Origin of the sequence: Streptomyces sp. NBC_00435, from assembly GCF_036014235.1 — a bacterium.
GTDB lineage: Bacteria > Actinomycetota > Actinomycetes > Streptomycetales > Streptomycetaceae > Streptomyces.
Map to the genome: position 1 here is coordinate 4,500,758 of NZ_CP107924.1, position 25,406 is coordinate 4,526,163.

Consider the following 25,406-nt stretch of genomic DNA (forward strand, 5'->3'; position numbering starts at 1 on the left):
CGATGATGAAAGCTTCCGGCACGTTCAAGGTCGTCAGCTTCAATCCCACGGCGCTGACCCCGGATCCCGCGGTGGAGACGGGGCTTCCGGTCGGAGTCGCGACGATGGAGAAACACTACGAGGGCGCGACCCTCGCGGGCCGCTCTGCCACGCTCTTCACGGCAGCCTTCGACCAGGAGGCGGGCATCGGCAGCTACGTGGCCATGGAGTCCTTCGAAGGCGCCCTCGCGGGCCGCGAGGGCGCCTTCAACTTCGTCCACTCGGCCGCCACCGACGGCGGCCCCACCCGCGGCGCCGAACACTTCGCGATCGTCCCCGGCAGCGGCACGGCCGCCCTGACGGGCATCACGGGCTCCGGCGGCCTGCGCATCACGGAGGACGGCACGCACCACATCTGGTTCGACTTCGACCTCCCGTAGCGGGCCGGGCGGCCGGGCGGCCGGGCGCCTCAGAGCCCCCGCAGCCGCTCCACCGCCTCCTCCAGCACGTCGGTGCGCTTGCAGAAGGCCCAGGCGTGAGCGCCTACAGGCGGTGTCGGACGCGCAGGCATCATCGACACGAACCCTGCACTTCGAGGGCGAGACTTTCCTGACCCGGGCCGACCTGGCTGGTCACCTGTACTTGTGCGGCTGCCTTACGGATCACCCTTGAGGATGCGCAGTCGTAGAGGACGTAGACCCCGCCAGCCTGGCCAAGGTAGAGCATCGGGCCGTCAACTGGTCCCGCGGTGCCCGGCACCTCCGCGAAATCGGCACGAACGTACTGCGGGCGCACCCCCACCAGGTACTCCAGGTTGGTCAGCCGAGCCGACACGATGGTCTGCCTCCCGCGTGTCTCCATGGCATCCCCCAGGGACATCAGGCAGAGCGCAGTCATGAAGAAGACGACCAAGCAGAGCCGCAGCAGTGGGCCCAGAGTCCGATGCTTGCCGGCAAGGTGCAGTGCCGGCGCCGCGATGAAGGTCCCGCCGGCCCAGACGACCATCCAGGTGCCTTCTGCGAGGAGGTCGGTGGGCCCTTCCACCAGGGCCATGACCGTCCAGCCGAATCCCACTAGTGCCGACAGCGCGATGGTCCGAAGCCCAGGATGCTTCTTGAAGGTTTCCGTCACGAAGCGTGAAGCCCGCTGTCGGTTCGACCCTTCAGCCGCACCCAGGGTGAGCACACCAGGCCAGAAGAGCAGAATCGGAAGGATCAAGACTCCGAGGAATGCCAGTGCCGTGGCGACCCGGGTCAGAAGGACTGATGTGTCCAGCCCGACCTCCTCAGGAGTGACACCGAACTGAGCGAGGTACCGATCCACGGACCAGTACTGGATGCCTGTGAGCAGGACGCCGCTGAGTCCCAGAATCGTGATGACCGTCTGGAGAGCGTCCTTCTTGCTCAGAACAGGCACGTCCGTCTCTGCGGTTGGTGGTGAGGTGACTGTCGACATGGCGTGATGGTGCCCCGTCGACATCCCCCATGAGGCTGGTTTGAGCATCCTCTGAGCGTTCACTCAGTGCTGGAAATCAGACCACGATCTGAGTACAGTCTGAGTATGAGCCTTGCTTACCTGGGAGCCGAGCCCGAATCGGTTTCGTTCACGGATCTGTCGAGAAACCCGAAGGCCGTAGCCGCCCGGGCTGCCGCCCTAGGTGCTCTGCGTGTCACGCATCGGGACGCGCCCGACATGGTGCTGACGACCGCGCGGCATGCGGAACGCACTGAGGAGAACCTCACGACGGCGTCACGGCTCTTCCTCGCGCTCATGAAGCACGATGACGGAGCCCGGTCGCTCCTGCTGGCGCTGCCCGAAGTCTTCCCTTGGGTGCGGCACCTGGACGACGCAGAGATGCGTGTCTTCACGGTGGAACTCCTGGAAGCGCTTTCCGATGCGGCGGAGCTGGGTGCGCGGGAGGCCGTGCACCGCGCGCTCGTCTCCTGGAGGGCGACGGCTCGTATCAACGCGGATCCGGAGCAGCTCAAAGAGGCTCTGCGTCCGCTCGACGGGGATGACCTGGGGCCGGTCGAGGTGGGCGGGTGAGCCCGAAGAAGGGTGATCGTGTCAGCGTCCCACCCCTGAGCGGGTGGAACGTGGTCTTCGGGACCGCGGAGGCGGCGACGGGGTGGGAGGAACTGTGCCGCGCGGCGCTGCCCAGTGCCCACCGCTGCCTTGAGGCACTGCGCACCGACCCGTTGTCGCGTGACAACTGGAACCGTCAGCACCAGCTGCGCGGGAGGCTCGCCACCAAAGAGTGGAAGGGATCCGCGCTGGAGCAATGGGAGTTCGAAGTCACGAGTGGCGGACGCGTGCGCTATTTGGTCAGCCCGGAAACGGCGACCGTCATTCTGGTCTACGCGTCCACTCGGCATCCCAAGGACACCGAGTAGCTCGTAGCTCCCGTGCGGCACGGGCTCCGGCCGGAAGGCCGGGCCCCATGCCCGCACGTCCATCTGGCTCGCTCTCAGCGGGCCAGCCGACCGAGCCGCTCCACCGCCTCCTCCAGCACGTCGGTGCGCTTGCAGAAGGCCCAGCGCACCTGCGTGGCCCCGGCCGCCTTGTCGTCGTAGAACACCTGGTTCGGGATGGCCACCACCCCGCACCGCTCCGGCAGTGCCCGGCAGAAGGCGAGTCCGTCCGTCTCGCCGAGCGGGGTGATGTCGGTGGTGACGAAGTAGGTGCCCTGCGGGCGGAAGACCTCGAAGCCGGCCGCCGCGAGGCCGTCGGCGAGGAGGTCGCGCTTGACGGCCAGGTCGGCGCGGAAGGTGTCGTAGTACGAGTCGGGCAGGGCCAGGGCCTCGGCGATCGCGTACTGGAACGGGCCCGAGGACACGTACGTCAGGAACTGCTTCGCCGAGCGGACCGCCGTCACCAGCTCCGGGGTCCCCGTCACCCAGCCGACCTTCCAGCCGGTGAAGGAGAAGGTCTTGCCGGCGGAGGAGATCGTGAGCGTGCGCTCGCGCATGCCCGGCAGGCTCGCCAGCGGGGTGTGGGCGCCCTCGAAGACCAGGTGCTCGTACACCTCGTCCGTGATGACCAGCAGGTCGCGGGAGACGGCCAGCTCGGCGACCGCGGCCAGCTCGGCGGGGGTCAGGACGGTCCCCGTCGGGTTGTGCGGGGTGTTCAGCAGCAGCAGCCGGGTGCGCGGGGTCACCGCCGCCCGCAGCGCGTCCACGTCCAGGCGGAAATCGGGGGCGCGCAGGGTGAGCGGTACGCGGACGGCGCCGGCCATCGCGATGCAGGCGGCGTAGGAGTCGTAGAACGGCTCCAGGGCGATGACCTCGTCACCGGGCTCCAGCAGGGCCAGGAGGGAGGCCGCGATGGCCTCCGTGGCCCCGGCGGTGACGAGGACCTCGGTGTCCGGGTCGTGGCTCAGGCCGTAGAACCGCTGCTGGTGGCCGGCGATCGCCGTACGCAGTTCCGGGACGCCGGGACCGGGCGGGTACTGGTTGCCCCTGCCGTCACGGATCGCGCGCGCGGCCGCCTCGGCGATCTCGGCGGGGCCGTCGGTGTCGGGGAAGCCCTGGCCGAGGTTGATGGACCCGGTGGCGGTGGCCAGCGCGGACATCTCCGCGAAGATCGTGGTGCCGAAGGCCGCCAGCCGGCGGTTGAGGAAGGGGCGGGCGGGGCGGTCGGTGCGTTCGGGAGCGGTCATGGGCGCCATCCTGCGGGGAAGCTCTGGACTTGCTCAAGTGTGCTTTGGGCCGCGATGGCCGAGGGCATCCCCCCGGTACGCGGGGCCACGGGGGTTCCCGCATCCGGACGGTTGAGGACAGGGGGTGGCGAGATGACGGTCGTTTTCTGGATCCTGATCGGGCTCGTCGTGTGCACGGGACTGGTGCTGGCGGCGGTGGGGGTGGTCCGCGCGTTCCGCAGCGGGTACGCGTCGGGTGGTTCGGGAGGATCCGGCAGCGGGAACACCAACTGGTGGACGGGGGGTGACGGCGGCAGCGGCGGATCCTCCTGCGGGTCCTCGTCGTCCTGCGGATCCTCGTCCTCGTGCGGTTCCTCGTCGTCGTCCTGCGGTGGCGGAGGATGCGGTTCCAGCTGACACGGGGCAGCATGGATCCATGGCTTCCGTCGCAGGAACGGGCAAGGCGCCCGCCGGGCACAACTTCGGTCGGGCGTCTACTTGTTCGGACGCCGGGGCCGCGCATTACGGCGTACGGGCGGCATGTTGTTGAACACGTGAACTGAGTAGCCCCCGAGGGGATGTAAACCCCGTCAAGTTGGGTAAAAACGCTGTGAGTGCCGTGCCTTTCATGATTCCCTCGGTTGAGTAGACCAGTCCTCGGACCTCCCTGGACTTCCTGTGGACCCGTGCCGGTGTCCCCCCACCCGTTGACTACCGCTGGCGGGCCCCGGCCCATCTCCCTCGCGCGTTTGCGGAGCCGACTCATGCTCACGACCCTCCAGACCACCTACACCGACACGCGTGCCGCCGATCTCGCCTGGGCCCTGGGTCGGGAGCGGCTGCCCGCCCTGGCCGTACTGAACCTCGAACTGGCTGGCGCAAAAGTCGAGTTGCGCCTGCTCGGCGCCTCCCATCAGGTGCTCCTGGAGGAGGGGGACGTGCTCTGTTCGGAGACCGTCGCCTGTATGCCCGGCAGCAGCACCCCGCTTCCGCTCGGCGTCGCCAAGCGCGTCGGCGACTGGGAGTACGAGTTCGCCGCGCGGGTCGAGAACCTCTCGCGCGGCTCCTTCGCGGGCCGGGCGCAGGAACTGCTCGCGCTGGTCGCGGATCACCCGAACGGGCTCGCCGGGACCTTCCCGGGCAGCCCGCACGCCTTCACCGCCATGCTCGCGCAGCGCTACGAGGGCCAGGTCCGGTGGCGGACCTGGCACGCGTACCCGCAGGAAGGGCAGCTCGTGGCCACCCGCACCCGGGTCGGCGTACGGACGGCCGCGCCCGGCGGCCCGGCGGGCGCGGCGGCGGCCGCGACGGCGGTTCCGGGCGCGGCGGCGGCCGCGGGCGCGCAGTCGCCGGTGCTCATCTAGGGGGCGCGGAGTTCCGGGGCGCGGGGGTACGGGGTCGCGGAGTTGCCCGGCGGTTACGCCAACTGCCCCAACCGGTGCGCCACTTACACCCATGTGGGTGACCGGATGCGAGCAGGCGGTGACGTACGGTTCGCTTCATGATCGACCGTTCCGCCCCGCGCGGGGTGCTCCCGGCTCCGGAGCCGCGCGGTGTGGCCCGCGTCCCGGCCGCCCTGCCTGTACGGCCCCGGGCCGGCCGACTCCTCGTCCTGGCCACCGTGTTCGTCTGCGCCGCCTGCGGGCTCGTATACGAACTGGAGCTGCTCGCCCTCGGCTCGTACCTCATCGGTGATTCCGTCACCCAGGCGTCGGTCGTGCTGTCCGTCATGGTCTTCGCCATGGGCGTCGGATCCCTGCTCGCCAAGGCCCTGCGCGCCCGCCCCGCCTTCGGTTTCGCCGCCGTGGAGGCCGCCCTCGCCCTCCTCGGCGGCCTCTCGGCCATGGCGCTCTACGCCAGCTTCGCCTGGCTGGGGGAGTCCCGGCCCGCGCTCGTCGCCTTCTCCTTCGCCATCGGCGTCCTCATCGGCGCTGAGATCCCACTCCTAATGGTCCTGATCCAGCGCATCCGCAGACAGGACGCGGGCGGCGCCGTCGCCGACCTGTTCGCCGCGGACTACGTCGGCGCGCTGGTCGGCGGCCTCGCCTTCCCCTTCCTGGTCCTGCCCGTCCTCGGCCAGCTCACCGGCGCGATGCTCACCGGCACCGTCAACGCCACCGCGGGCGGCGGCCTCGTCCTGTGGCTGTTCCGCCGGGACCTGAGTCCCCGCGCCCGCTGGCTGCTCGTCGCCGCCAACGTCACCGTCCTCGCCGTGCTGGGCTGCGCCACCGTGCTGGCCGACGACTTCGAACGCGTGGCCCGGCGCGCGGTCTACGGCGGGGAGGTCCGCGTCGCCGTACAGACCGGAGTCCAGGAGCTGGTCCTCACCGGGCCCCCGACCGGCTCCCCGCGCTCCCTCGACCTCTTCCTCGACGGCCGCCTGCGGGTCAGCGGATACGACGAGTACCGCTACCACGAAGCCCTCGTGCACCCCGCGATGACCGGCCCGCACAGCCGGGTCCTGGTCCTCGGCGGGGGCGACGGCCTCGCCGCCCGTGAGGTGCTGCGCTACCGCGACGTCGTCGCCGTGACCGTCGTCGAGCTCGACCCCGGAGTCGTGCGGCTGGCCCGCACCGACCCGATGCTCTCCGCGCTCAACGCCCGGGCGTACGAGGACCCGCGCCTCGGGGTCGTCACCGAGGACGCCTTCCGCTGGCTGCGCGGACCCGCCGCCCAGGGCCGCTTCGACGTCATCGTCTCCGACCTGCCCGACCCCGGCATCACCCCCAGCACGAAGCTGTACTCGCAGGAGTTCTACGGGCTGGCGGCGCGGGCCCTGCGCCCCGGCGGGAGGCTCGCCGTCCACGCGGGACCGCCCGCCACCAGGCCCCGTACCTACTGGACCGTCGAGGCCACCCTGCGCGCGGCCGGTCTGCTCACCGCCCCCTACAGCGCGGGCGGCCGCCTGTCGGGCTTCGCCGCCGGTCCCGACCGGGCGCTCGGCGCCGCCTCCGCGACCGCGCTGCCGCAGGACTGGGGCTTCGTCCTCGCGGCCCGCGAGAGCGTCCCCCGGCTGCGCGTGGACCGGGACACGCCCGCGCTGCGCTCGCTGTCCACGCAGTCCCTGGCCGACGCCGCCCGGGACACGGAGCGCACCCGGCTGACCGGCCTCCCGCCGTCGACGCTGCCGCACCCGAGGTACTCGTAGGCCCCTGCGCTGCGCGCGACCGCGGCGAACCCGTCCGCTTCCCTGACGGGGAAGGGCCGCGTCGGTAGTCTCGACCGCATGGAGCATCAGGTGTTCGTTCCGGTCCCCGCCGCCGACGTCCGCGCCGTGCTGCGCGATCCCGCCCGGGTGGCGCGCTGCGTGCCGGGGCTCCAGCAGGACGCCGACACCGAGGCCGGGCCGCTGTCGGGCCGGCTGAAGGTGCGGGCCGGGGGGCACACCGTGACCTATCGCGGCGCCCTCGCCGTCACCGAGCGGGGTCCCGACCGGTTCGCCGTCACGGGCGAGGGCACCGAGGTGCGGGGGAGCGGAACCGTGAAGTTCTCCCTCGACCTGCGGCTGATCGAGGCCGACGGCGGTACCCGGCTGGAGTTCACCGCCGAGTCCGCCGCCGACGGGCGAGCCGCCGCCTTCGGCCCGGAAGCCGCCGCCACCGCCGCCCACCGCCTCCTGGACCGCGCCGCCGGACACCTCGCGGCCCTCGCGGTCGACGACGCCCCCACCGACCCCGGGGCACCCCCCGCCCCACTCGCCGGCCCCCTGGACGCGGATGTGGAGGCGGAGCGGGGCCTGGAGGCGGACGCGGACCGGGGCCTGGGTCGGGGGTCGGACGCGGCCTCGGAGGCCTCGGACGCCGCCACCGCCGACGTCGCCGACGCGGATGCGGATGTGGACGCGGACCCGGGGCTGGACGCGGACGTGGACGCGGACTCCGACTCCGCCGCCGGCCCGGACATCACCGAGGTCAGCGCCTCCGTGTTCGACACCGAGGTCCCGCCCCCGTCGCTGGACCCCTTCATGGAGGGCACCTTCGAGGGCATGGCGGAGCTCGGGGACCTAGGGGGCCCCTCGCGCCCGCCCGCCGAGGCCGCCCACGCCCGCCGCACGATGATCGGCCGCAGCGCGGAGGAGGTCGACCACGCACCTCCGCGCGGCCGCTACGCCCCCGTCCCGGCCCCCACTTCCGCCGGCTCGAACCCCAACCTCCGCTGGATCGCCCCGGCCGCCGCCGTGGCCGTGGCCTCGGCTGTCCTCCTGGGCCGCGCCCTGCGCCGCCGGAGCTGAGGCCCCCGTGGACCGGCCGGACCGGCCGCACCGCGGACCACCCGGACGCCCGCCTTTCCGGGTGGGGCTGATCACCCCGCCGATCTGACTAAGGTCATGGCATGAGTACGCAACTGCGCGCCGGCGGCGCCGAGGTGACCATCGACCAGGAGAACGGCTGCCGGATCAGCAGTCTGCGCATCGACGGGACGGAGCTGCTGCGGCAGGGGGAGCACTACGGGTCCTTCCCGATGGTCCCCTGGTGCGGGCGGACCAGGAACGGGCAGTTCCAGGACGGTGCGACCCTGCACCAGCTGCCGCTCAACCACCCGCCGCACGCCATCCACGGCTTCGGCCGCGATGCCGCCTGGCGCCGGGCCCGGGCCACGGACACCGAGGCCGCGTTCACGTACCCGCTCGCCGACCCGTGGCCCTACGAGGGCCTCGTCACCCAGATCTTCGAGCTCGGCGAGAACGCGCTGACCCTGACCATGGGCATCGAGACCTACGGGGACTCCTTCCCGGCGCAGGCCGGCTGGCACCCCTGGTTCCACCGCAACCTCGGCAACGGCGGCGAGGACGTGCGCATCGAATTCGACGCGGCATGGCAGGAGGAGCGCGGCGACGACCACCTCCCCACCGGCAACCGCATCGACCCCGAGCCCGGTCCCTGGGACGACTGCTTCGGCATGCCCTACGGCGTCGACGTCACCCTCACGTGGCCCGATGCGCTGGAGCTGAAGGTCGCCAGCCGCTCCGAATGGGTCGTCGTCTACGACGAGGAGCCCGAGGCCGTCTGCGTGGAGCCGCAGTCGGGCCCGCCGAACGGGCTGAACAGCCTCCCGCAGCTGGTCACCCCGGTGGACCCGCTGGAGATCTCCACGACGTGGACGTGGCGGCGCCTGGGGTAGCGCCCAATTAAGCTCGGGGCCATGAGTGACGTACGCGATGCGCTTCTGCAGCAGATCAAGGACAAGGCCGTCGTGCACGGCAAGGTGATCCTCTCCTCCGGCCGCGAGGCCGACTACTACATCGACCTCCGCCGGATCACCCTGGACGGCGAGGCGGCCCCCCTGGTCGGCCAGGTCATGCTCGACCTCACCGCCGACCTGGAGTTCGACTGCGTCGGCGGCCTGACCCTGGGCGCCGACCCGGTCGCCACTTCGATGCTGCACGCCTCCGCCGCGCGCGGGGCGCGCCTGGACGCCTTCGTGGTCCGCAAGGCGCAGAAGGCGCACGGCATGCAGCGCCGTATCGAGGGCACCGACGTGAAGGGCAAGCGCTGCCTGGTGGTCGAGGACACCTCGACCACCGGCGGTTCCCCGCTGACCGCCGTCGAGGCGGTCCGCGAGGCCGGCGGCGAGGTCGTCGCCGTCGCGACGATCGTCGACCGCGGCGCGGCCGACGCCATCGCCGCGGCCGGCCTGCCCTACCTCACGGGCTACCAGCTGGGCGACCTCGGTCTGTCCTAGTCCTCGGACGCCGGGCCGTGCTTTCGCACAACTGGTGACTTAGGTCCCCAGGAGTCCTGAAGCAGGTCCTGACCTGCGGTTTTCCGGCGGGGTGGAGTGTTTCACGTGAAACACTCCACCTGGTTCGGCCCGCGCGCCGCCTCCACCGAGGTGGAGTGTGCCGCGGAGTCTGGAAAGATGGCCACGACGGCAACGTCGCCCCCAGGTCAGGGCCCGCAATAAGCACACTCCCCGCACATCCAAGGAGCGGACAGATGCCCATCGCAACCCCCGAGGTCTACAACGAGATGCTCGACCGGGCGAAGGCAGGCAAGTTTGCCTACCCGGCGATCAACGTGACCTCGACCCAGACCCTGCACGCTGCGCTGCGCGGCTTCGCGGAGGCCGAGAGCGACGGCATCATCCAGATCTCCACCGGTGGTGCGGAGTTCCTGGGTGGCCAGTACAACAAGGACATGGTCACCGGCGCCGCCGCCCTGGCCGAGTTCGCGCACATCGTGGCCGCCAAGTACGACATCACCGTCGCGCTGCACACGGACCACTGCCCCAAGGACAAGCTGGACACCTACGTCCGCCCGCTGATCGAGATCTCCGCCGAGCGCGTGGCCCGCGGTCTGAACCCGCTCTTCCAGTCGCACATGTGGGACGGCTCCGCCGAGACCCTGGCCGACAACCTGGCCATCGGCCAGGAGCTGCTGGCCAAGGCCGCCGCCGCGAAGATCATCCTCGAGGTCGAGATCACCCCGACCGGTGGCGAGGAGGACGGCGTCAGCCACGAGATCAACGACGAGCTGTACACCACCGTCGACGACGCGCTGCGCACCGCAGAGGCCCTGGGCCTGGGCGAGAAGGGCCGCTACCTGCTGGCCGCCTCCTTCGGCAACGTGCACGGCGTCTACAAGCCGGGCAACGTCGTCCTGCGCCCCGAGCTCCTCAAGGACCTCCAGGCCGGTGTCGGCGAGAAGTACGGCAAGTCCTCGCCGTTCGACTTCGTCTTCCACGGCGGCTCGGGCTCCACGGCCGAGGAGATCGCCACCGCGCTGGAGAACGGCGTCGTGAAGATGAACCTCGACACCGACACCCAGTACGCCTTCACCCGCCCGGTCGTGGACCACATGTTCCGCAACTACGACGCGGTCCTGAAGGTCGACGGCGAGGTCGGCACCAAGTCCAAGTACGACCCCCGCACGTGGGGCAAGGCCGCCGAGGCCGGCATGGCCGCGCGCGTCACCGAGGCCTGCGCGAACCTGCGTTCCACGGGCACCAAGCTCAAGTAGTCGCCGAGCGGTTCGGCCGACTCGAGGAAGGGCCCGGTTCCACCGTCCACGGACGGCGGGGCCGGGCCCTTGCGGCATGTCCGCATCCCCCATCCGCCAGACTGGTGCGCATGTCTCTTCACCAGAACCTCCTCGGGGGCCCCGCCCCCACCCACCTCCCCGACGAGCCGGGCCGCGAGGCCATCGCGGCGGGCACCCCCGCCGTCGAGGTGGCGGCCGCGCACCCGACCTCCTCCCTCGCCTGGGCGGTCCTCGCCGACGAGGCCTTCGCGGCCGGCCGCACGGTCGAGTCGTACGCGTACGCCCGTACGGGCTACCACCGCGGTCTCGACGCGCTGCGCCGCGCGGGCTGGAAGGGCCACGGCCCGGTGCCGTGGGAGCACGAGCCGAACCGCGGCTTCCTGCGCGCCCTGAACGCCCTGGCCCGCGCGGCCGGTGCGATCGAGGAGAAGGAGGAGTTCGAGCGCTGCTCGACCTTCCTGCGCGACTCCTCGCAGACCGCCGCGGACGTCCTCGGCGCCTGACGTGTGACGTCCGGGACCGGGCGGGACTCCACCGGACCCCGCCCGGTCGCGGAATGTGACGTACACCACTGACTATTGAAGCCCTGTGGCACGCCGGTCTTATGATGCGGACAGGGGACCGGAGCTCCACTCACCTCACGGAAGGAGCGGACCGCTACCCGGAAGCACGTATCGAGGAGACAGCGATGTCGCACGCCCTTGATGCCTCCGGAGACGGCGGTTCGGACACCCCGAACCTCGACTTCGCCGGCACGACCCCCTACGAGGACTACGTCCAGGCGGACGTCCTCACCCACCTCCAGCACCTGCGCTCGGAAGACCCGGGCGAGATGGTCTTCCTGGTCACCACCCAGGTCATGGAGCTGTGGTTCACGGTCATCGTCCACGAGTGGGAGACCGCCGCGCGGGCGCTGCGCGAGGACCGGATCCCCGTCGCGATGGATGCGCTGAAACGATCCCTCCGCGAGCTGGAGGCCCTCAACGCCTCCTGGCGCCCCCTCGCCCAGCTGACCCCGGGCCAGTTCAACGCGTACCGCGCCGCCCTCGGCGAGGGCTCCGGCTTCCAGTCGGCGATGTACCGCCGCATGGAGTTCCTGCTCGGCGACAAGTCCGCCTCCATGCTGGTCCCGCACCGCGGCGCGCCGCGCGTCCACGCGGAGCTGGAGAAGGCCCTGCACGAGCCCAGCCTCTACGACGAGGTCCTGCGCCTCCTCGCCCGGCGCGGCCTTCCCGTCCCGGCGTCCGTCCTGGACCGCGACCTGACCCGGCGCTACGAGTCCTCGCCCGACGTCGAGGCCGTCTGGACCGGCCTGTACGCGAGCCCGGACGCCCACCCGGACCTGCACCGCCTCGGCGAGGTCCTGACGGACGTGGCGGAGCTGGTCTGGCGCTGGCGCAACGACCACCTGGTGGCCACGCGGCGCGCGATGGGTGCGAAGACGGGCACCGGCGGTTCGGCGGGCGTGACCTGGCTGGAGAAGCGCGCCACGAAGAACGTCTTCCCGGAGCTCTGGACGGCGCGCAGCCATGTCTGAGCCGACCGTGCCCGATCTGGCGCGGCGGGCCGCCGAGCTCGACGCCGCCGACGACCTCGGCAAGCTCCGCGAACGCTTCGTCCTGCCCGAGGGCGTCGTCTACCTCGACGGGAACAGCCTTGGCGCGCTCCCGGCGGGCGTCGCCGCCCGCCTCGCGGAGGTCGTCACCGAGCAGTGGGGCACCCGGCTCATCCGGTCCTGGACCGAGGGCGAGGCCAACTGGTGGAACGCCCCCGAGCGCGTGGGCGACCGGATAGCCCCGCTGGTCGGTGCCGCCGCCGGCCAGGTCGTCGTCGGTGACTCCACCAGCGTCAACCTCTTCAAGGCCCTGGTGGGCGCCGCCCGCCTGGCCGGGGCCGGCCGGACCGAGATGCTCGTGGACGCCGCCACTTTCCCCACCGACGGCTACATCGCCGAGTCGGCGGCCCGTATGACGGGCCTGCGCGTGGTTCCGGTCGATCCTTCGGCGGCGGCCGCGGCGATGTCCGCCGACACGGCCGTGGTCCTCCTCAATCACGCCGACTACCGCACCGGCCGCCTCCACGACCTGCCCGCGCTCACCGCGGCGGCGCACGCCGTCGGGGCGGTCGTCGTCTGGGACCTGTGCCACACGGCCGGAGCCCTGCCCGTCGGCCTCGACGCGCACGGCGTGGACCTGGCGGTCGGCTGCACGTACAAGTACCTCAACGGAGGCCCCGGAGCCCCCGCGTACCTGTACATCGCCGCCCGTCACCAGCCCGCCTTCGACTCCCCGCTGCCGGGCTGGAACGGCCATGCGGACCCGTTCGCGATGACCCCGTCCTACGAGGCCGCGCAGGGCGTGCGCAGGGCGCGCGTCGGGACTCCCGACATCCTGTCCCTGCTCGCCCTCGAGGCCGCGCTGGACGCCTGGGACGGGGTGTCCGTCGAAGCGGTCCGCGCGAAATCGCTCGCGCTGACCGACTTCTTCCTCGACTGCGTGGCGGCGTACGTCCCGGCGGGCAAGGTCGAGCCGGTCACCCCGGCCGGGCACGGGCAGCGCGCCAGCCAGGTCTCGCTGCGCACGGAGAACGCGGCCGGGGTCATGAGCGAGCTCATCGCACGCGGGGTGATCGGGGACTTCCGCGCCCCCGACGTCCTGCGTTTCGGGTTCACCCCGCTGTACGTCGGTTTCGCCGACGCGGAGCGTGCTGCCCGGACACTGGGTCACATTTTCGGGTGAACCGGTAGCGAAACGTCACATCACCGCGCGGGCGGGGCTACGGCCCCGCCCGCGGCGGTATCTCCTCGGCCCGCCACGGAGGGGCCCGTTCCGGCCTGATACGGTCCCGCTCTGCCGTAACACCGGAACACCAGTCCCCCCTGTCCCATGCGTTACCGGAGGTTGAGCCGATGACGGACCCCGCAGTCGAACGGGACGCCGCCGAGGCCGCCTCGGCCTTCTCCCATCCGCCCGTCGCCCCCGACGCGACGGCGGCCTACGGCGAACACCCCGACCAGATCGTCGACTTCTACGCCCCGCGCGCGGAGCGCGCGGCCGGCCAGCCGCACTCCGCCCCGCTGGTGGTCGTCCTGCACGGCGGAGCGTGGCGCGCCCCGTACGACCGGCAGCACATCACCCCCTTCGTGGACTTCCTGGCCCGCCAGGGTTTCGCCGTCGCCAATGTCGAGTACCGGCGCGGAAGTTCACTGCCCCACCAGGACGTGCGAGGTCCGGTGGCCGGCCGCTGGCCCGAGACCTTCGACGACGTGGCCGCAGCCCTCGACGCCCTGCCCGACCTGGCCGCCGGCTGCCTGCCCGAGGCGGACCCGCGCCGCACGGTGCTGACCGGCCACTCGGCCGGCGGCCACCTCGCACTGTGGGCGGCCGCCCGGCACGTGCTCCCGTACGACTCACCTGCCCACTGGAGGCTGAGCTCCGCGCCACCGCTGCGCGGGGTGGTGGCGCTGGCCCCCATCGCGGACTTCACCGTGGCGGAGGAGCTCGGGGTGTGCGGGGGTGCCTCGGCGCAACTGCTGGGTGGGGCGGCCGGCTTCGAGGAGCGCCGCCCGTACGCCGATCCGGCCGCGCTGCTCCCGACGGGCATCGCGACGGCGGTGGTCCAGGGGCGGAGCGACATCGTGGTCCCGGAGGCCGTGTCCGAGGCGTACGTGGCGGCGGCCGCGCACGCGGGGGAGACGGTGGGCCTGACCCTGCTGGACGAGGTCGGTCACTTCCCGCTCATCGACCCGGCGGCCGACGCGTGCGCCGTGGTGTCGGAGGAGATCGCGCAGCTGGCCTGGTAGAGAGGCGGCATGCCCTTCTTCGCGGAGGTGGCCCGGACCGCTACTACGAGGTCGGCAGGCCTGACACCGCGCCCCCTCCGGCCCTGCCCCGGGGCTCCGGTCCTGCTCGGCCCGGGGAAGTCGTTCCCCCGGGCCCCGCTCGGCCGTCAGACCTTGTTGTAGGTCCCCGTCGCCCACAGTGCGCCGCCCTTGCCCGGGCCGCCACCCTTCTTGTAGACCACGAAGTTGCCGTCGTCCTGGAGCAGGGCGTAAGCGCCCTTGTTGCCCGCCGTGCCGGTGTGCCAGCGGAGAGTGTTCTCGCGGTCGCGTTCGCGGAGGATCAGGTCACCCTTCGGGTCCATCGTCAGATCCACCCGGGACTTGGCCCCGTAGGTGCCGCTGCTCCAGATGGCCTTGCCGTCGCTCTTGCGGTAGATGACGAGGTTGTTGTCCTTCTGGAGGACCATCCACACGGTGGCGGACTGGCCCCAGTTGCCGGGCAGCCAGGGCCACAGCGGGACTTGCTCGGTGGCCGCGCACACCTTGGCGCCGCGTTCGACGGCGTTGGTGGACCAGACGTAGGTGTAGGACCAGCTGCGGCCCTCGACGTAGAACTCGCCGTCGGTGCGGAGGTAGACCCCCGGGTAGGTGTCGGTCCGGTCGCCGTACGTCCCGGTGCTCCAGAGAGCCCCGCCGGTCCGGTCGCCGCCGCCCTTCTTGTAGACGACGAAGTTGCCGTCGGCCTGCATGGCCGCGTAGGCGCCCGGGTTGCCGTAGGTGCCGGTGCTCCACAGGGGAAGCTTGTAGCCGCCCGGGTTGCCGAGGGCGTACAGCACGAGGTTGCCGTCGGCCTGCATGACCAGCTCGGTGTTGCGGAGCGGGCTGGCCAGGGTCTCGCCGGAGACAAGGCGTTCGCCGGGGTGCTTCATGGAGACGGGGCCGCCCGAGGTGCCGCTTTCGCAGGCGACCCGGTCGGTCGGGGTGGCGGCGCCCGCCGTGGCGGGGACCAGGGCGGTCAGGGCCACGGCGGCGAGCAGGGATGTGAACGCGCTGCGGAGCAGGCGGTTGTGCATGGGTGATTCCCCCAGTGGTGGGTCAGATCTGGTTGTACGTGCCGGTGGCCCAGAGGGCGCCGCCCTTGCCGGGGCCGCCGCCCTTCTTGTAGACGACGAGGTTGCCGTCGTCCTGGAGCAGGGCGTAGGCGTCGCTGCCGGCGGTGCCGGTGTGCCAGCGGATCGTGTAGTTCGGGGAGTACTCCCGCAGGGCCAGGTCGCCGTTGCTCAGCATTTCCATGTACAGGGCGCCGTTGTTGCCGGCCGAGGGGTTGCCCGCACCGTAGGTGCCGCTGCTCCAGATGGCCTTGCCGTCCCGCTTGCGGTACATGACGAGGTTGTTGTCCTTCTGGAGCACCAGCCACACGGATGCGGACTGGGCCCAGTTGCCCTGCTCCCAGATCGGCACGATGCGGCCCGGTGCGTTCGAGCAGATCATCGCGTGCTGATTCATGGTGCCGCTGCGCCAGCCCGGATTGCCGTCGCTGCGGCCGGTCACCGTGAGCTCGCCCCAGTCGATGAACGAGGCCTGGACGGTCCTGTCGGTCCGGCTGCCGTAGGTGCCGGTGGCCCAGAGTGCGCCGCCCTTGTCGGGGCCGCCGCCCTTCTTGTAGACGACGAAGTTGCCGTCGTCCTGCATGAGGGCGTACGCGCCCGGATTGCCGTACGTTCCGCTGTGCCACAGCGCGAGCTTGGGCCCGCCGGGGTTGCCGATCGCGTACACGACGAGATTCCCGTCGGGCTGCATGACCAGCTCGGGCTTGCCCGGCGTCGGGACGAGGCTCGCGCCCGGGTTGAGGCGCTGGCCGGGGAGCAGGTTCGTGGTGTTGCTGGCCCGGGTGACGGTGCACTCGGTGGGATTGGCGGCCGACGCCGTGGCCGCCGGGACCAGGACGGTCAGGGCGGAGACGGCGAGCAGGGATGTGAGCGCTCTGGCGAGCGCACGGGTGCGCATGGTGTGGATTCCCCCCCCGGGAATGCGGATTGGCCGAATCGGACCTGTACTCAAGGTCCCTTTCTACCCTGCCTCCCCGGGGCGGGATCAACCGGTATACCCGGTGGCGGCAGATGTCCCCGGTGGCGGCCCGGTGTCCCCAACTACCCCGGGCACATGTGAGGGGCGGGGCTCCTTCACGGGAGCCCCGCCCCTCACGTCCGGTTTTGCCGGCACGGACTACAGGAACGAGTTGATCTCGATCGTCTCGGTGCGGCCGGGGCCGACGCCGATCGCGGAGATCGGGGCGCCCGACATCTCCTCGAGGGCCTTGACGTACGCCTGGGCGTTCTTCGGGAGGTCCGCGAAGGTCTTGGCCTTGGTGATGTCCTCGGACCAACCGGGGAGGTTTTCGTAGATCGGCTTCGCGTGGTGGAAGTCCGACTGCGAGTACGGGAGCTCCTCGACGCGCTTGCCGTCGATCTCGTACGCGACGCAGACCGGGATCTCCTCCCAGCCGGTCAGCACGTCCAGCTTGGTGAGGAAGAAGTCCGTCAGACCGTTGACGCGGGTCGCGTAGCGCGCGATCGGGGCGTCGAACCAGCCGCAGCGGCGGTCGCGGCCGGTGGTCACGCCGCGCTCGCCGCCGATGCGGCGCAGGGCCTCACCGTCGGCGTCGAACAGCTCGGTCGGGAACGGGCCGGCACCGACGCGGGTCGTGTAGGCCTTCAGGATGCCGATGACGCGGCTGATCTTCGTCGGGCCGACGCCCGCACCGGTGCAGGCGCCACCGGCGGTCGGGTTCGAGGAGGTGACGAAGGGGTACGTGCCGTGGTCGACGTCGAGCAGCGTGCCCTGGCCGCCCTCGAAGAGCACGACCTTGTCCTCGTCGAGCGCGTCGTTGATGATCAGGGTGGTGTCGGCGACGTACGGCTTGATCTGCTCCGCGTACTGGAGCATCTCTTCGACGATCTGGGCCGGGTCGATCGCACGGCGGTTGTACAGCTTCGCGAGGAGCTGGTTCTTGCCCTCGAGCGCCGCTTCGACCTTCTGGGTGAGGATCGACTCGTCGTAGAGGTCCTGGACGCGGATGCCGATGCGGTTGATCTTGTCCGCGTAGGTCGGTCCGATGCCGCGGCCGGTCGTACCGATCTTGCGCTTGCCGAGGAAGCGCTCGCCGACCTTGTCGAGGGTGACGTTGTACGGCGTGATCAGGTGCGCGTTGCCGCTGAGCAGCAGCTTGGAGGTGTCGATGCCGCGCTCGTTGAGGCCGCGCAGCTCGGAGAGCAGGACGGCCGGGTCGACGACGACACCGTTGCCGATGACCGGGGTGCATCCGGGAGAGAGGATGCCGGAAGGGAGAAGGTGCAGCGCGTACTTCTGGTCGCCCACGACGACCGTGTGGCCGGCGTTGTTGCCGCCCTGGTAACGCACTACATAGTCAACGGATCCACCGAGCAGGTCGGTGGCCTTTCCCTTGCCCTCGTCACCCCACTGAGCTCCGAGCAGCACAAGAGCGGGCACAGGCGTACACCTCTTCCGGATGGGGCATGTCCAAGGTCAGGGGGCGTACGACGATGTACACCGCAGGCTGAGCCGTCGGACCGGTACCCCGGAATAGACGAAGGCCCTGGCGCAATAGCGCAAGGGCCTCTTGCACAAAGATGCTACCCGAGGAAGGACCGAGGTGTCGGCTCCAGAGCCCACCATGAGCCATGCGGGCGCGCCGGTAGGCGGCCTGCTCGTGCTCGTCGACCCGGTCGCCCGCCGTCTTGACGGCGAGTCCGTGCGAATCGCGAAAGATGTTCTGTCAGCGGGAGCCGCGGCGAAAATCTGCCTCCCGGACTCACCGGAGGAGTTTGCGCGGGCCCTTGCCCGCCGGGGTCATCGGCAGCCGGTGATCGTGGGCGACGACCGCGCGCTCGTACGGGCCGTCGGGCTGTTGCACCGTGAGCGGGCGCTGTCCGAGGGGGCCGTTTCGCTGATTCCCGTGGGTCCGGCGGGGTCGCTGGTCCTGGCGCGGCAACTGGGTGTACCGCTGTCGGCCGTGTCGGCCGCACGGGCGGTCCTGGAAGGGGCCGTCGCCATGCGGGACCTGCTCGTCGACGACAGCGACGGGGTGGTCCTGGGCGGGATCGGGATCCCGCCCCCTCCCGGGGCCGTGCCGCGGCCGACCGGGCCGTCGGTGTGGAGTGCGTACCGCTCGCTGGTCCGCACGTTCGTCCGGCCGCCCGGGCCGGCCCCGGCGCGCTCCGGCGTCGGGTACCGGCTGCGCGTGGAGGCCGACGGGGTGCTGCTGGCGGACGTGGACCGGATGGTGGAGGACGTCCGTGTGTCGGCCCGGGAGGGCGACGGGCTGGCGGACGTACTGGTCCGGATGGGTGACGCTGCGGGTGCGGGTGCGGGTGCGGGTGCGGGTGCGGGTGCCGGGTCCGGTGCGGGTGCCGGCACGGGCACCGTCGTGCGGGCGCGGGCGGAGACCGTGACGGTCTCCGGGGCGGATTTCCGCTACCGGTCCGACGTCGGCGTCGCCGGCCCCGTCCGGCGTCGTACGTGGACCTTGCGCCCGGCGGCGTGGGGGCTGACACTGCCGCTGCAACGCTGACGCGGGGGAGGGCGCGGTGGCCCGGATCGTGGACGTTCCGTGGGACTCCTCGTGGTGAGCCGGGAGCCGGACCCGAGGCCCGGTCCCGGTTCCGGTCCCGGGCCCGGGCCCGGGCCCGGGCCGGAGGGTGGTGGGCCGCCCGGTGGGGCGGCCGTGCGGGACGCGCTGAGGGACTGGCGGCAGGACGCGGTGCTGATCTGTCTGCTGCCGGTGATGTGCTGGCCCGCGGTGATCGGGGCGCTGGTCACCCGCCCGGCGCCGTTGCAGTTCGTGCTGATGGGGCTGCTGTGCCTGCCGGTGCTCGTCGCGCTCCGGGAGCTCTACGTCGCCCAGCGCGTGCGCGGCCTCCTGCGGGATCCGGGGCTGCGCTGGACCGCGTACGACGTGGAAGTGGTGCGGGGGCGCGGGCTGCCGCCCCTGCTCGTCCTGGGCGGGAGCAGTGGCGGTGGCAGCGGCAGTGGTGCCGCCTCCCGGGTGTTGACCCTGGGGCCGCTGGGGCGGCGGGTGCTGCCGCCCCACGCGTGGCCCCGTAGCGACCCGGCCCTTCCGCAGTCGGCGCTCCCGCCCTCACCGGCGGAGTCTGACGCCCCCGAACCTCCGGACGAGCGAATCGTGTGGCTGGCCGGGGAACCGGGGCCGGGCGCCGTGGTGTGGGCGCCGCGCGCACGGGAGCTGGGCCGGGCGCGCAGGCTGTGGCGGCGGGGCGCGCACAGGCGGAGGCGGCCGCTCCGACGGTGGCGACGGGGGCGATGAGGTCGGCTCGCGGATGGCCTGGCCCCGGGCCCGCGGGGGGCCACCTGGACCTGGATCTGGACCTGGACCTGGACCTGGACCTGGACCGCGCCTCGTGCGCGAGGGGCTGGCGGGGCACGGCCTGCCGGTCGCCGAGCTGGAGCGGCTGATGGCGGCGGACGCCTGTGGCCACAGGCCGCGGGAGACCCTCGCGCGGGCCAGGGCCGGGCGGGACGGGTCCCGTATGCCCGAGGAGGCCGTCGGGACGATCCTGGACTTCGGCGGGGCCGATCGGGGTCGTGCTCCCGCTGGTCCACGGATGAGTGATCTCCGCGGCGATCGGCCACCAGAAGCCCGCGCCGCAGCTGTTCCGCGCGGCGGCGGCGCTGGCCGGCGCTTGCCTGGGGTGGACCTGGGGTCGGCCTGGATGATCGGGGACTCCCCGGCGGCGGACATCGCGGGCGCGCACGCACGCCCTCGGCGTCCCCACCGTCCGGATCTCCACGGGGTGGTGGCTACGGCAGGTTCAGCGTCGCGCGGTGGGTGCGCCAGCGGTCCATCAGGCCCAGCAGCTCCGCCTGCATGAACTCGAAGAACGCCGCCGTCTCGGCGACCCGGCTCCCCGCGGGCGTGTCGGGACCGAGGCCGGCCGCGCCGTCGCGCAGGGTCTTCTCCCAGAGGGTCAGGATCTGGTCCCGGCGGGTGAAGGTCTCGTACCAGAGCTCGTTGTGCAGGACGTAGCGGTCGCGCCGTGAGCCCGGCTCGCGCTCCCGGCTGACCATGTTGACCTGGGACAGGTAGGCGACGGCCCCCGACACCGCCGCGGGGCTGATCCGCAGGGCCTCGCCCAGCTCCGCCGAGGTCATCGCCCCGCCGTCGCTCGCGAGCAGCTGCGCGAAGACGCGCGCCGCCATCCGCTGCATCCCCGCCTCGGTCAGCTGCGCTGCGAACCGCTCGACGAAGCGGGAGACCGCTTCCTCATCCCGTGTGTTCATGTCTTCCGCCACCCTCCCGACTTTACGTGATTCCCGACCTTCACAAAATTGTGAAGGAAGCGTATGTTCGGAACCATGACGAAGGCAATCAGCGTCGCCGGACTCCACAAGGCGTTCGGTCGCACCCACGCACTGGACGGACTCGACCTCGCGGTCACCACTGGTGAGGTCCACGGCTTCCTCGGCCCCAACGGCGCCGGCAAGTCCACCGCGATCCGGGTCCTGCTCGGCCTGCTGCGCGCCGACTCGGGCACCGCCGCGCTGCTCGGCGCGGACCCGTGGGCCGATGCCGTCGAACTCCACCGCCGCATCGCCTACGTACCCGGAGACGTCACCCTGTGGCGCAACCTCTCCGGTGGCGAAGTCATCGACCTCTACGGTCGCCTGCGCGGCGGACGCGCCGGCCTCGACCGGGCCCGGCGCGCCGAGCTGATCGAGCGGTTCGAACTCGACCCGACCAAGAAGGGGCGTACGTACTCCAAGGGCAACCGGCAGAAGGTCGCCCTCGTCGCCGCCTTCGCCGCCGACGTCGAACTGCTCATCCTGGACGAGCCCACCTCCGGCCTCGACCCGCTGATGGAGGAGGTCTTCCGGGGCTGCGTCGCCGAGGCCCGGGCCGCCGGCCGCACCATCCTCCTGAGCTCGCACATCCTCAGCGAGGTCGAGACCCTCTGCGACCGGGTCAGCATCATCCGCAACGGCCGCACGGTCGAGACCGGCAGCCTCGCCGAACTGCGCCACCTCACGCGTACGTCGATCAGCGCCGAGCTCGCCGGACCGCCGAACGGACTCGCGCAGCTGCCGGGAGTCCACGACGTGGAGGTGCGGGGGCCGAACATCCGCCTCCAGGCCGACACGGACAAGCTGGACGCCGTCCTGCGGTCGCTGGCCGCGTCGGGGGTGCGGTCCCTGACGTCGAACCCGCCGACCCTCGAAGAGCTCTTCCTGCGCCACTACGCGCGGGACGACCAGGCGGGCGCGCTCCGATGAGGGGCCGCCGACCGGTGTCCCGGCAACTGGCCGGGACCGGAGCCCTGCTGCGCCTGGCCCTGCGCCGCGACCGCGTCCTGATGCCCGTGTGGATCCTGGCCGTGGCCGCCCTGGTGCTCAGCCTGCCCGCCTCGCTCGAATCGGTGTACGCGACGTCGGCCGAACGGGCCCGCCTGCTCTCCACGATGAACACCAACGGCTCGCTCCGCGCCCTCTACGGCCCCGCCTTCGGCGACTCGATCGGCGCCCTGACCGCCTGGCGGGGTGGGGTGTTCGCCGGGCTGCTCGCCGGGATCATGAGCCTGGTCATCGTGGTCCGGCACACCCGCGAGGAAGAGGAGACGGGACGTCAGGAGCTGCTGTCGGCGGCGATGGTGGGGCGCCGGGCCCCGCTGACCGCGGCACTGGCGGCGGCCCTCGTGGCCAACGCCCTCGTCGCCGCCCTCGTCGCGGCCGGCCTCGCCGGGCGGGGTGCGGGCGGCGCGCTCGCCCTGGGCCTCGGTATCGGAGCCACCGGGATGCTGTTCGCTTCGGCGGCCGCCGTCACGGCGCAGGTCACCGAGAGCGCGCGGCTCGCCAAGGGGCTGGCCGGGTCGCTGATCGGCGCGGCCTTCGTGCTGCGCGCGGCGGGTGACGCGGGCTCCGCGGCCGGTTCGTCGGCTCTGACCTGGGTCTCACCGCTGGGCTGGCTGGAACACCTACGGGCCTTCGCGGCCGAACGCTGGTGGGTGCTGGCCCTGTTCGCGGCCGCCTTCGCCGCCCAGACGGCCGGGGCCTACGCGCTTGCCGGCCGCCGCGACCTCGGCATGAGCTTCCTGGCGGTCCGGCCGGGCCCGGCCGAGGGGCGGCTCTCCGGCGCCGGGGCACTGGCGTGGCGGCTGCAGCGGGGCGGGCTGCTCGGCTGGAGCACCGGATTCCTGGTGGCCGGCGCGGTGTTCGGTGGGATGGCGGACGGCGCCACCGAGCTGGTCGGCGACAACGCCAGGACCCGGGAGATCATCGAACGGATGGGCGGCACGGGCGGAGCGGCCGGGCTCACCGACACCTTCCTGGCGACCATGGCCGGGATGCTCGGGCTGGTCGCGGCCCTCTTCATCGTCTCGGCGGTACTGCGCCTGGGCGCCGAGGAGTCGGGACAGCGCGCGGAGCCGGTCCTGGCACACGCCGTCGGCCGCCTGCGCTGGGCCGCGGGGCATCTGGCCGTCGCCTTCGGCGGGTCGGCGCTGATCCTGCTGCTGGGCGGCCTGGGCCTGGGCCTGGGCCACGGCGGGGGCGTCCCCGGTACCGTCGGGGCCTGCCTCGCGCAGCTCCCCGCGGTCTGGGTGATCGGGGCCGTCACGGCCCTCCTGCACGGCGCGGCCCCCACATACGCCGTGGCCGGCTGGGCAGTGGCCGGGGTCGCGCTGGCGCTCGGCTGGATCGGCCCGGCGCTGGGCCTCCCCCGGGCGGTGCTCGACCTCTCTCCCTTCGCCCATCTGCCCAGACTTCCGAGCTCCGAGCCTCTGACCTGGGCACCTCTACTGACACTGACCGCACTGGCGGTGGTGCTCCTGGCTGCCGCCCTGACCGCCCTGCGCCGCCGCGACCTCCCGGCCTGAGCTCTGAAGTGCCCTGCCCGCCGCCCGCCCGAAAAGTTGTCCACAGCTGTGGACAACTTTTCGGACTCCCCTAGCCCGGGGTCACCAGCCGGGTCTCGTACGCGAACACCGCCGCCTGCGTGCGGTCCCGCAGGCCCAGCTTCACCAGGATCCGGCTCACGTGGGTCTTGATGGTGGATTCGGCGATGATCAGACGGTCCGCTATTTCCGCGTTGGACAGCCCCTGCGCGATCAGCACCAGTACTTCGGTCTCCCGCTCCGTCAGCTCCGAGACGCCCGCGGACCCCACGTGCGTGCGGGTCTCCGACAACTTGGAGAACTCCGTGATGAGCCGTTTGGTCACCGACGGGGCCAGCAGAGCATCACCGGCCGCCACCACCCGGACCCCATCGGCCAGTTGGCGGGCGGACGCGTCCTTGAGGAGGAACCCCGACGCCCCGGCCCGGAGCGCCTGGTACACGTACTCGTCGAGGTCGAAGGTCGTCAGGACCAGCACCTTCGCGTCCGTGTCGGCGGCCACGATCTCCCGCGTCGCCTCCAGCCCGTTCATCTCCGGCATCCGGATGTCCATCAGCACCACGTCCGGACGCAGCGCCGCCACCTGCGCGATGGCCTCCCGGCCGTTCACCGCCTCCCCGGCCACCTCGATGCCGTCCATCGCGTTCAGCAGGACCGAGAACCCCTCCCGGACCATCATCTGGTCATCGACGATGAGCACTCTGATCGTCATGCCGGATCCCTCGCCGGCTCCGTGCGGCTGGTGGCCACGGGTATGAACACCGCCACCTCGTACCCCCCGGAGGCCCGCTCCCCGGCCGTCATCTCCCCTTCCAACATGGCCACCCGCTCACGCATCCCGGTGACCCCCTGCCCGGCCCCCGGCGAGGGCCGCACGTCCCCGGTCGCCGCCTCATTGACGATCCGCAGCCCCAGCCCGCCGAGGACGTACGACACCTCGACACCGGCCGTCGCACCCGGCGCATGCCGCAGGGTGTTGCTCAGGGCCTCCTGGATGATCCGGTAGGCCGACAGTTCCACCCCCGGCGGCAGTTCGCGCACCGCGCCCGTCACCGTCTTGTCCACACTCATCCCGGCCTCCCGCACATTGGCCAGCAACCCGTCCAGCGAGGCCAGCGTCGGCTGCGGGGCGTCCGGGGCCTCGTAGTCCGCGGAGCGCACGACACCCAGCACCCGGCGCAGCTCCGTCAGGGCCGCCACCGCGTTCTCCCGGATGGTGACGAACACGGCCTCCAGCTCCGGCGGCGGATTCTTCACCCGGTACGGCGCGGCCTCCGCCTGGATGGCCACCACCGACATGTGGTGGGCGACCACGTCGTGCAGCTCCCGCGCGATCGTGGTCCGCTCCTCCAGCAGCGTGCGCCGGTCCCGCTCGACGGCCGTGACCTCCTGCTGCGCGGTGACCTCCTGCTCCGCCTGCCTGCGGATGTTGCGGATGGTGACCGTCAGCAGGACGAACGCCGCCGTGAAGGCCATCGGGCCGACGTTGATGCTCTGGCCGCTGCTGAGCATGACGGACGCCCCGGTACCGATCGCCACCGTGACCAACCACATCCAGCCGGCGGTCCGGGGACTGGTGCGCATCGCGACGAGGGCGATCGTCGCGAGGTACGAGACGAACGTGGCGGGCGCCCACGGCCAGTTGGGATCCCACGAGTTGACGACCGAGGAGATCAGGGTGACCGCGACGGCCGCCCAGAACGCCCCCACGGGCCGCACCAGGGTCATCAGGATCGGGGCGGCCGTGAGCAGCCCCATGACCAGGGCACCCGCCTGGGGCAGCCCCCCGGTGGCGGAGGCGAAGACCAGTACGAAGAACGCCAGCAGGCACACGACCGCATGCGGCAGGTGGACGGCCTCCACTCGTATCCGCGCCGGCAGCCGCCGGATCAGCGGCCCGTCGGTGCGCATCGGGGGCAGCGGGCGGTAGGCGAAGGCATCGGTGACCAGATCCTGGCGCAGGCTCTGGATGAGGCCCGAAGCCAGCCTGATCTCGGGTGTCCGGGGGGTCGCCCCGTGGGTCGTCTCGGTCATGCTCCCCACGGTAGGTCGGCCCTGGCCTGGTCCGCGTCGCCGCTGAAGGGGATTTCCCGGGGTCCCCCTCA

General features: G+C 71.9%; 25 protein-coding genes. 17 read left to right on the plus strand and 8 right to left on the minus strand.

Features of this window, described 5'->3' with window-relative positions; translation table 11 throughout:
• Positions 1 to 5 precede the first annotated feature (5 nt).
• A complete protein-coding gene (locus OG389_RS20695) occupies positions 6 to 419 on the plus strand; it encodes a DUF3224 domain-containing protein (protein WP_328303953.1) in 414 nt (137 codons plus the stop codon).
• Positions 420 to 549: 130 nt separating this feature from the next.
• Here the strand turns inward: OG389_RS20695 and OG389_RS20700 are convergent, their stop codons facing one another.
• Complete coding sequence (locus tag OG389_RS20700; protein WP_328299952.1) at positions 550 to 1,434, minus strand: hypothetical protein; 885 nt, start codon at positions 1,432 to 1,434, stop codon at positions 550 to 552.
• 105 nt (positions 1,435 to 1,539) lie between these two features.
• Here OG389_RS20700 and OG389_RS20705 point away from each other — a divergent pair, with 105 nt between their 5' ends.
• The gene (locus OG389_RS20705; RefSeq protein ID WP_328299953.1) at positions 1,540 to 2,025 is read left to right on the plus strand and encodes a prevent-host-death family protein; all 486 of its coding nucleotides are present in this window, start codon (positions 1,540 to 1,542) and stop codon (positions 2,023 to 2,025) included.
• Positions 2,022 to 2,372, plus strand: coding sequence for a hypothetical protein (locus OG389_RS20710; protein ID WP_328299954.1), 351 nt, complete (start codon positions 2,022 to 2,024; stop codon positions 2,370 to 2,372). Before OG389_RS20705 ends, OG389_RS20710 begins: the two co-directional genes overlap by 4 nt.
• Before the next feature lie 74 nt (positions 2,373 to 2,446).
• On the opposite strand, the gene OG389_RS20715 is transcribed toward OG389_RS20710, so the two are convergent.
• Positions 2,447 to 3,646, minus strand: coding sequence for a pyridoxal phosphate-dependent aminotransferase (locus OG389_RS20715; RefSeq protein ID WP_328299955.1), 1,200 nt, complete (start codon positions 3,644 to 3,646; stop codon positions 2,447 to 2,449).
• A 734-nt stretch (positions 3,647 to 4,380) separates the two neighbouring features.
• Between OG389_RS20715 and OG389_RS20720 the strand changes: the two genes are divergently transcribed.
• The 10 genes from OG389_RS20720 to OG389_RS20765 all read left to right on the plus strand — a co-directional run bounded on the left by OG389_RS20720 (position 4,381) and on the right by OG389_RS20765 (position 14,398).
• Positions 4,381 to 4,980 carry a DUF2617 family protein gene (locus OG389_RS20720; RefSeq protein WP_328299956.1) on the plus strand — a complete coding sequence of 200 codons (600 nt, stop codon included), beginning with the start codon at positions 4,381 to 4,383 and terminating at the stop codon, positions 4,978 to 4,980.
• A gap of 137 nt (positions 4,981 to 5,117) precedes the next feature.
• A complete protein-coding gene (locus OG389_RS20725) occupies positions 5,118 to 6,764 on the plus strand; it encodes a polyamine aminopropyltransferase (RefSeq protein ID WP_328299957.1) in 1,647 nt (548 codons plus the stop codon).
• 78 nt (positions 6,765 to 6,842) lie between these two features.
• Positions 6,843 to 7,847, plus strand: coding sequence for an SRPBCC family protein (locus OG389_RS20730; protein ID WP_328299958.1), 1,005 nt, complete (start codon positions 6,843 to 6,845; stop codon positions 7,845 to 7,847).
• Positions 7,848 to 7,948: 101 nt separating this feature from the next.
• Positions 7,949 to 8,737, plus strand: coding sequence for an aldose epimerase family protein (locus tag OG389_RS20735; RefSeq protein WP_328299959.1), 789 nt, complete (start codon positions 7,949 to 7,951; stop codon positions 8,735 to 8,737).
• 21 nt (positions 8,738 to 8,758) lie between these two features.
• Positions 8,759 to 9,298: an orotate phosphoribosyltransferase gene (pyrE, locus tag OG389_RS20740; protein WP_328299960.1), complete on the plus strand. Its 540-nt coding sequence runs from the start codon at positions 8,759 to 8,761 to the stop codon at positions 9,296 to 9,298.
• 254 nt (positions 9,299 to 9,552) lie between these two features.
• A complete protein-coding gene (gene fbaA, locus OG389_RS20745; protein ID WP_112446238.1) occupies positions 9,553 to 10,575 on the plus strand; it encodes a class II fructose-bisphosphate aldolase in 1,023 nt (340 codons plus the stop codon).
• 110 nt (positions 10,576 to 10,685) lie between these two features.
• On the plus strand, positions 10,686 to 11,099 hold the full coding sequence (locus OG389_RS20750; protein ID WP_328299961.1) for a DUF3151 domain-containing protein: 414 nt from the start codon (positions 10,686 to 10,688) through the stop codon (positions 11,097 to 11,099).
• Between the two features lie 185 nt (positions 11,100 to 11,284).
• Positions 11,285 to 12,133: a tryptophan 2,3-dioxygenase family protein gene (locus tag OG389_RS20755; protein ID WP_328299962.1), complete on the plus strand. Its 849-nt coding sequence runs from the start codon at positions 11,285 to 11,287 to the stop codon at positions 12,131 to 12,133.
• On the plus strand, positions 12,126 to 13,334 hold the full coding sequence (gene kynU, locus OG389_RS20760; RefSeq protein ID WP_328299963.1) for a kynureninase: 1,209 nt from the start codon (positions 12,126 to 12,128) through the stop codon (positions 13,332 to 13,334). Before OG389_RS20755 ends, kynU begins: the two co-directional genes overlap by 8 nt.
• A gap of 170 nt (positions 13,335 to 13,504) precedes the next feature.
• Complete coding sequence (locus OG389_RS20765; protein WP_328299964.1) at positions 13,505 to 14,398, plus strand: alpha/beta hydrolase; 894 nt, start codon at positions 13,505 to 13,507, stop codon at positions 14,396 to 14,398.
• Between the two features lie 146 nt (positions 14,399 to 14,544).
• On the opposite strand, the gene OG389_RS20770 is transcribed toward OG389_RS20765, so the two are convergent.
• The 3 genes from OG389_RS20770 to OG389_RS20780 all read right to left on the minus strand — a co-directional run bounded on the left by OG389_RS20770 (position 14,545) and on the right by OG389_RS20780 (position 17,887).
• Positions 14,545 to 15,450, minus strand: coding sequence for a hypothetical protein (locus OG389_RS20770; RefSeq protein ID WP_328299965.1), 906 nt, complete (start codon positions 15,448 to 15,450; stop codon positions 14,545 to 14,547).
• Positions 15,451 to 15,472: 22 nt separating this feature from the next.
• Positions 15,473 to 16,384: a hypothetical protein gene (locus OG389_RS20775; protein ID WP_328299966.1), complete on the minus strand. Its 912-nt coding sequence runs from the start codon at positions 16,382 to 16,384 to the stop codon at positions 15,473 to 15,475.
• Between the two features lie 219 nt (positions 16,385 to 16,603).
• On the minus strand, positions 16,604 to 17,887 hold the full coding sequence (locus tag OG389_RS20780; RefSeq protein ID WP_328299967.1) for an adenylosuccinate synthase: 1,284 nt from the start codon (positions 17,885 to 17,887) through the stop codon (positions 16,604 to 16,606).
• 184 nt (positions 17,888 to 18,071) lie between these two features.
• Here OG389_RS20780 and OG389_RS20785 point away from each other — a divergent pair, with 184 nt between their 5' ends.
• Together OG389_RS20785 and OG389_RS20790 are read left to right on the plus strand one after the other, a co-directional pair.
• Positions 18,072 to 18,968, plus strand: coding sequence for a diacylglycerol kinase (locus OG389_RS20785; RefSeq protein WP_328303954.1), 897 nt, complete (start codon positions 18,072 to 18,074; stop codon positions 18,966 to 18,968).
• 153 nt (positions 18,969 to 19,121) lie between these two features.
• On the plus strand, positions 19,122 to 19,721 hold the full coding sequence (locus tag OG389_RS20790) for a hypothetical protein (protein ID WP_328299968.1): 600 nt from the start codon (positions 19,122 to 19,124) through the stop codon (positions 19,719 to 19,721).
• A gap of 494 nt (positions 19,722 to 20,215) precedes the next feature.
• Here OG389_RS20790 and OG389_RS20795 read toward each other — a convergent pair whose 3' ends face one another.
• Positions 20,216 to 20,695 (minus strand): GbsR/MarR family transcriptional regulator, encoded by a 480-nt coding sequence (locus OG389_RS20795; RefSeq protein WP_328299969.1) that lies wholly within the window; start codon positions 20,693 to 20,695, stop codon positions 20,216 to 20,218.
• A 75-nt stretch (positions 20,696 to 20,770) separates the two neighbouring features.
• On the opposite strand from OG389_RS20795, the gene OG389_RS20800 reads away from it, so the two are divergent.
• Together OG389_RS20800 and OG389_RS20805 are read left to right on the plus strand one after the other, a co-directional pair.
• On the plus strand, positions 20,771 to 21,685 hold the full coding sequence (locus tag OG389_RS20800) for an ABC transporter ATP-binding protein (protein ID WP_328299970.1): 915 nt from the start codon (positions 20,771 to 20,773) through the stop codon (positions 21,683 to 21,685).
• Positions 21,682 to 23,283, plus strand: a complete 1,602-nt coding sequence (locus OG389_RS20805; protein ID WP_328299971.1) for an ABC transporter permease — start codon at positions 21,682 to 21,684, stop codon at positions 23,281 to 23,283. Before OG389_RS20800 ends, OG389_RS20805 begins: the two co-directional genes overlap by 4 nt.
• A 70-nt stretch (positions 23,284 to 23,353) precedes the next feature.
• Here the strand turns inward: OG389_RS20805 and OG389_RS20810 are convergent, their stop codons facing one another.
• Both OG389_RS20810 and OG389_RS20815 read right to left on the minus strand, forming a co-directional pair.
• The gene (locus tag OG389_RS20810; RefSeq protein WP_328299972.1) at positions 23,354 to 24,013 is read right to left on the minus strand and encodes a response regulator transcription factor; all 660 of its coding nucleotides are present in this window, start codon (positions 24,011 to 24,013) and stop codon (positions 23,354 to 23,356) included.
• Entirely contained in the window at positions 24,010 to 25,335 is a 1,326-nt protein-coding gene (locus OG389_RS20815) for a sensor histidine kinase (RefSeq protein WP_328299973.1), read from the minus strand. Before OG389_RS20815 ends, OG389_RS20810 begins: the two co-directional genes overlap by 4 nt.
• Positions 25,336 to 25,406: the final 71 nt, after the last annotated feature.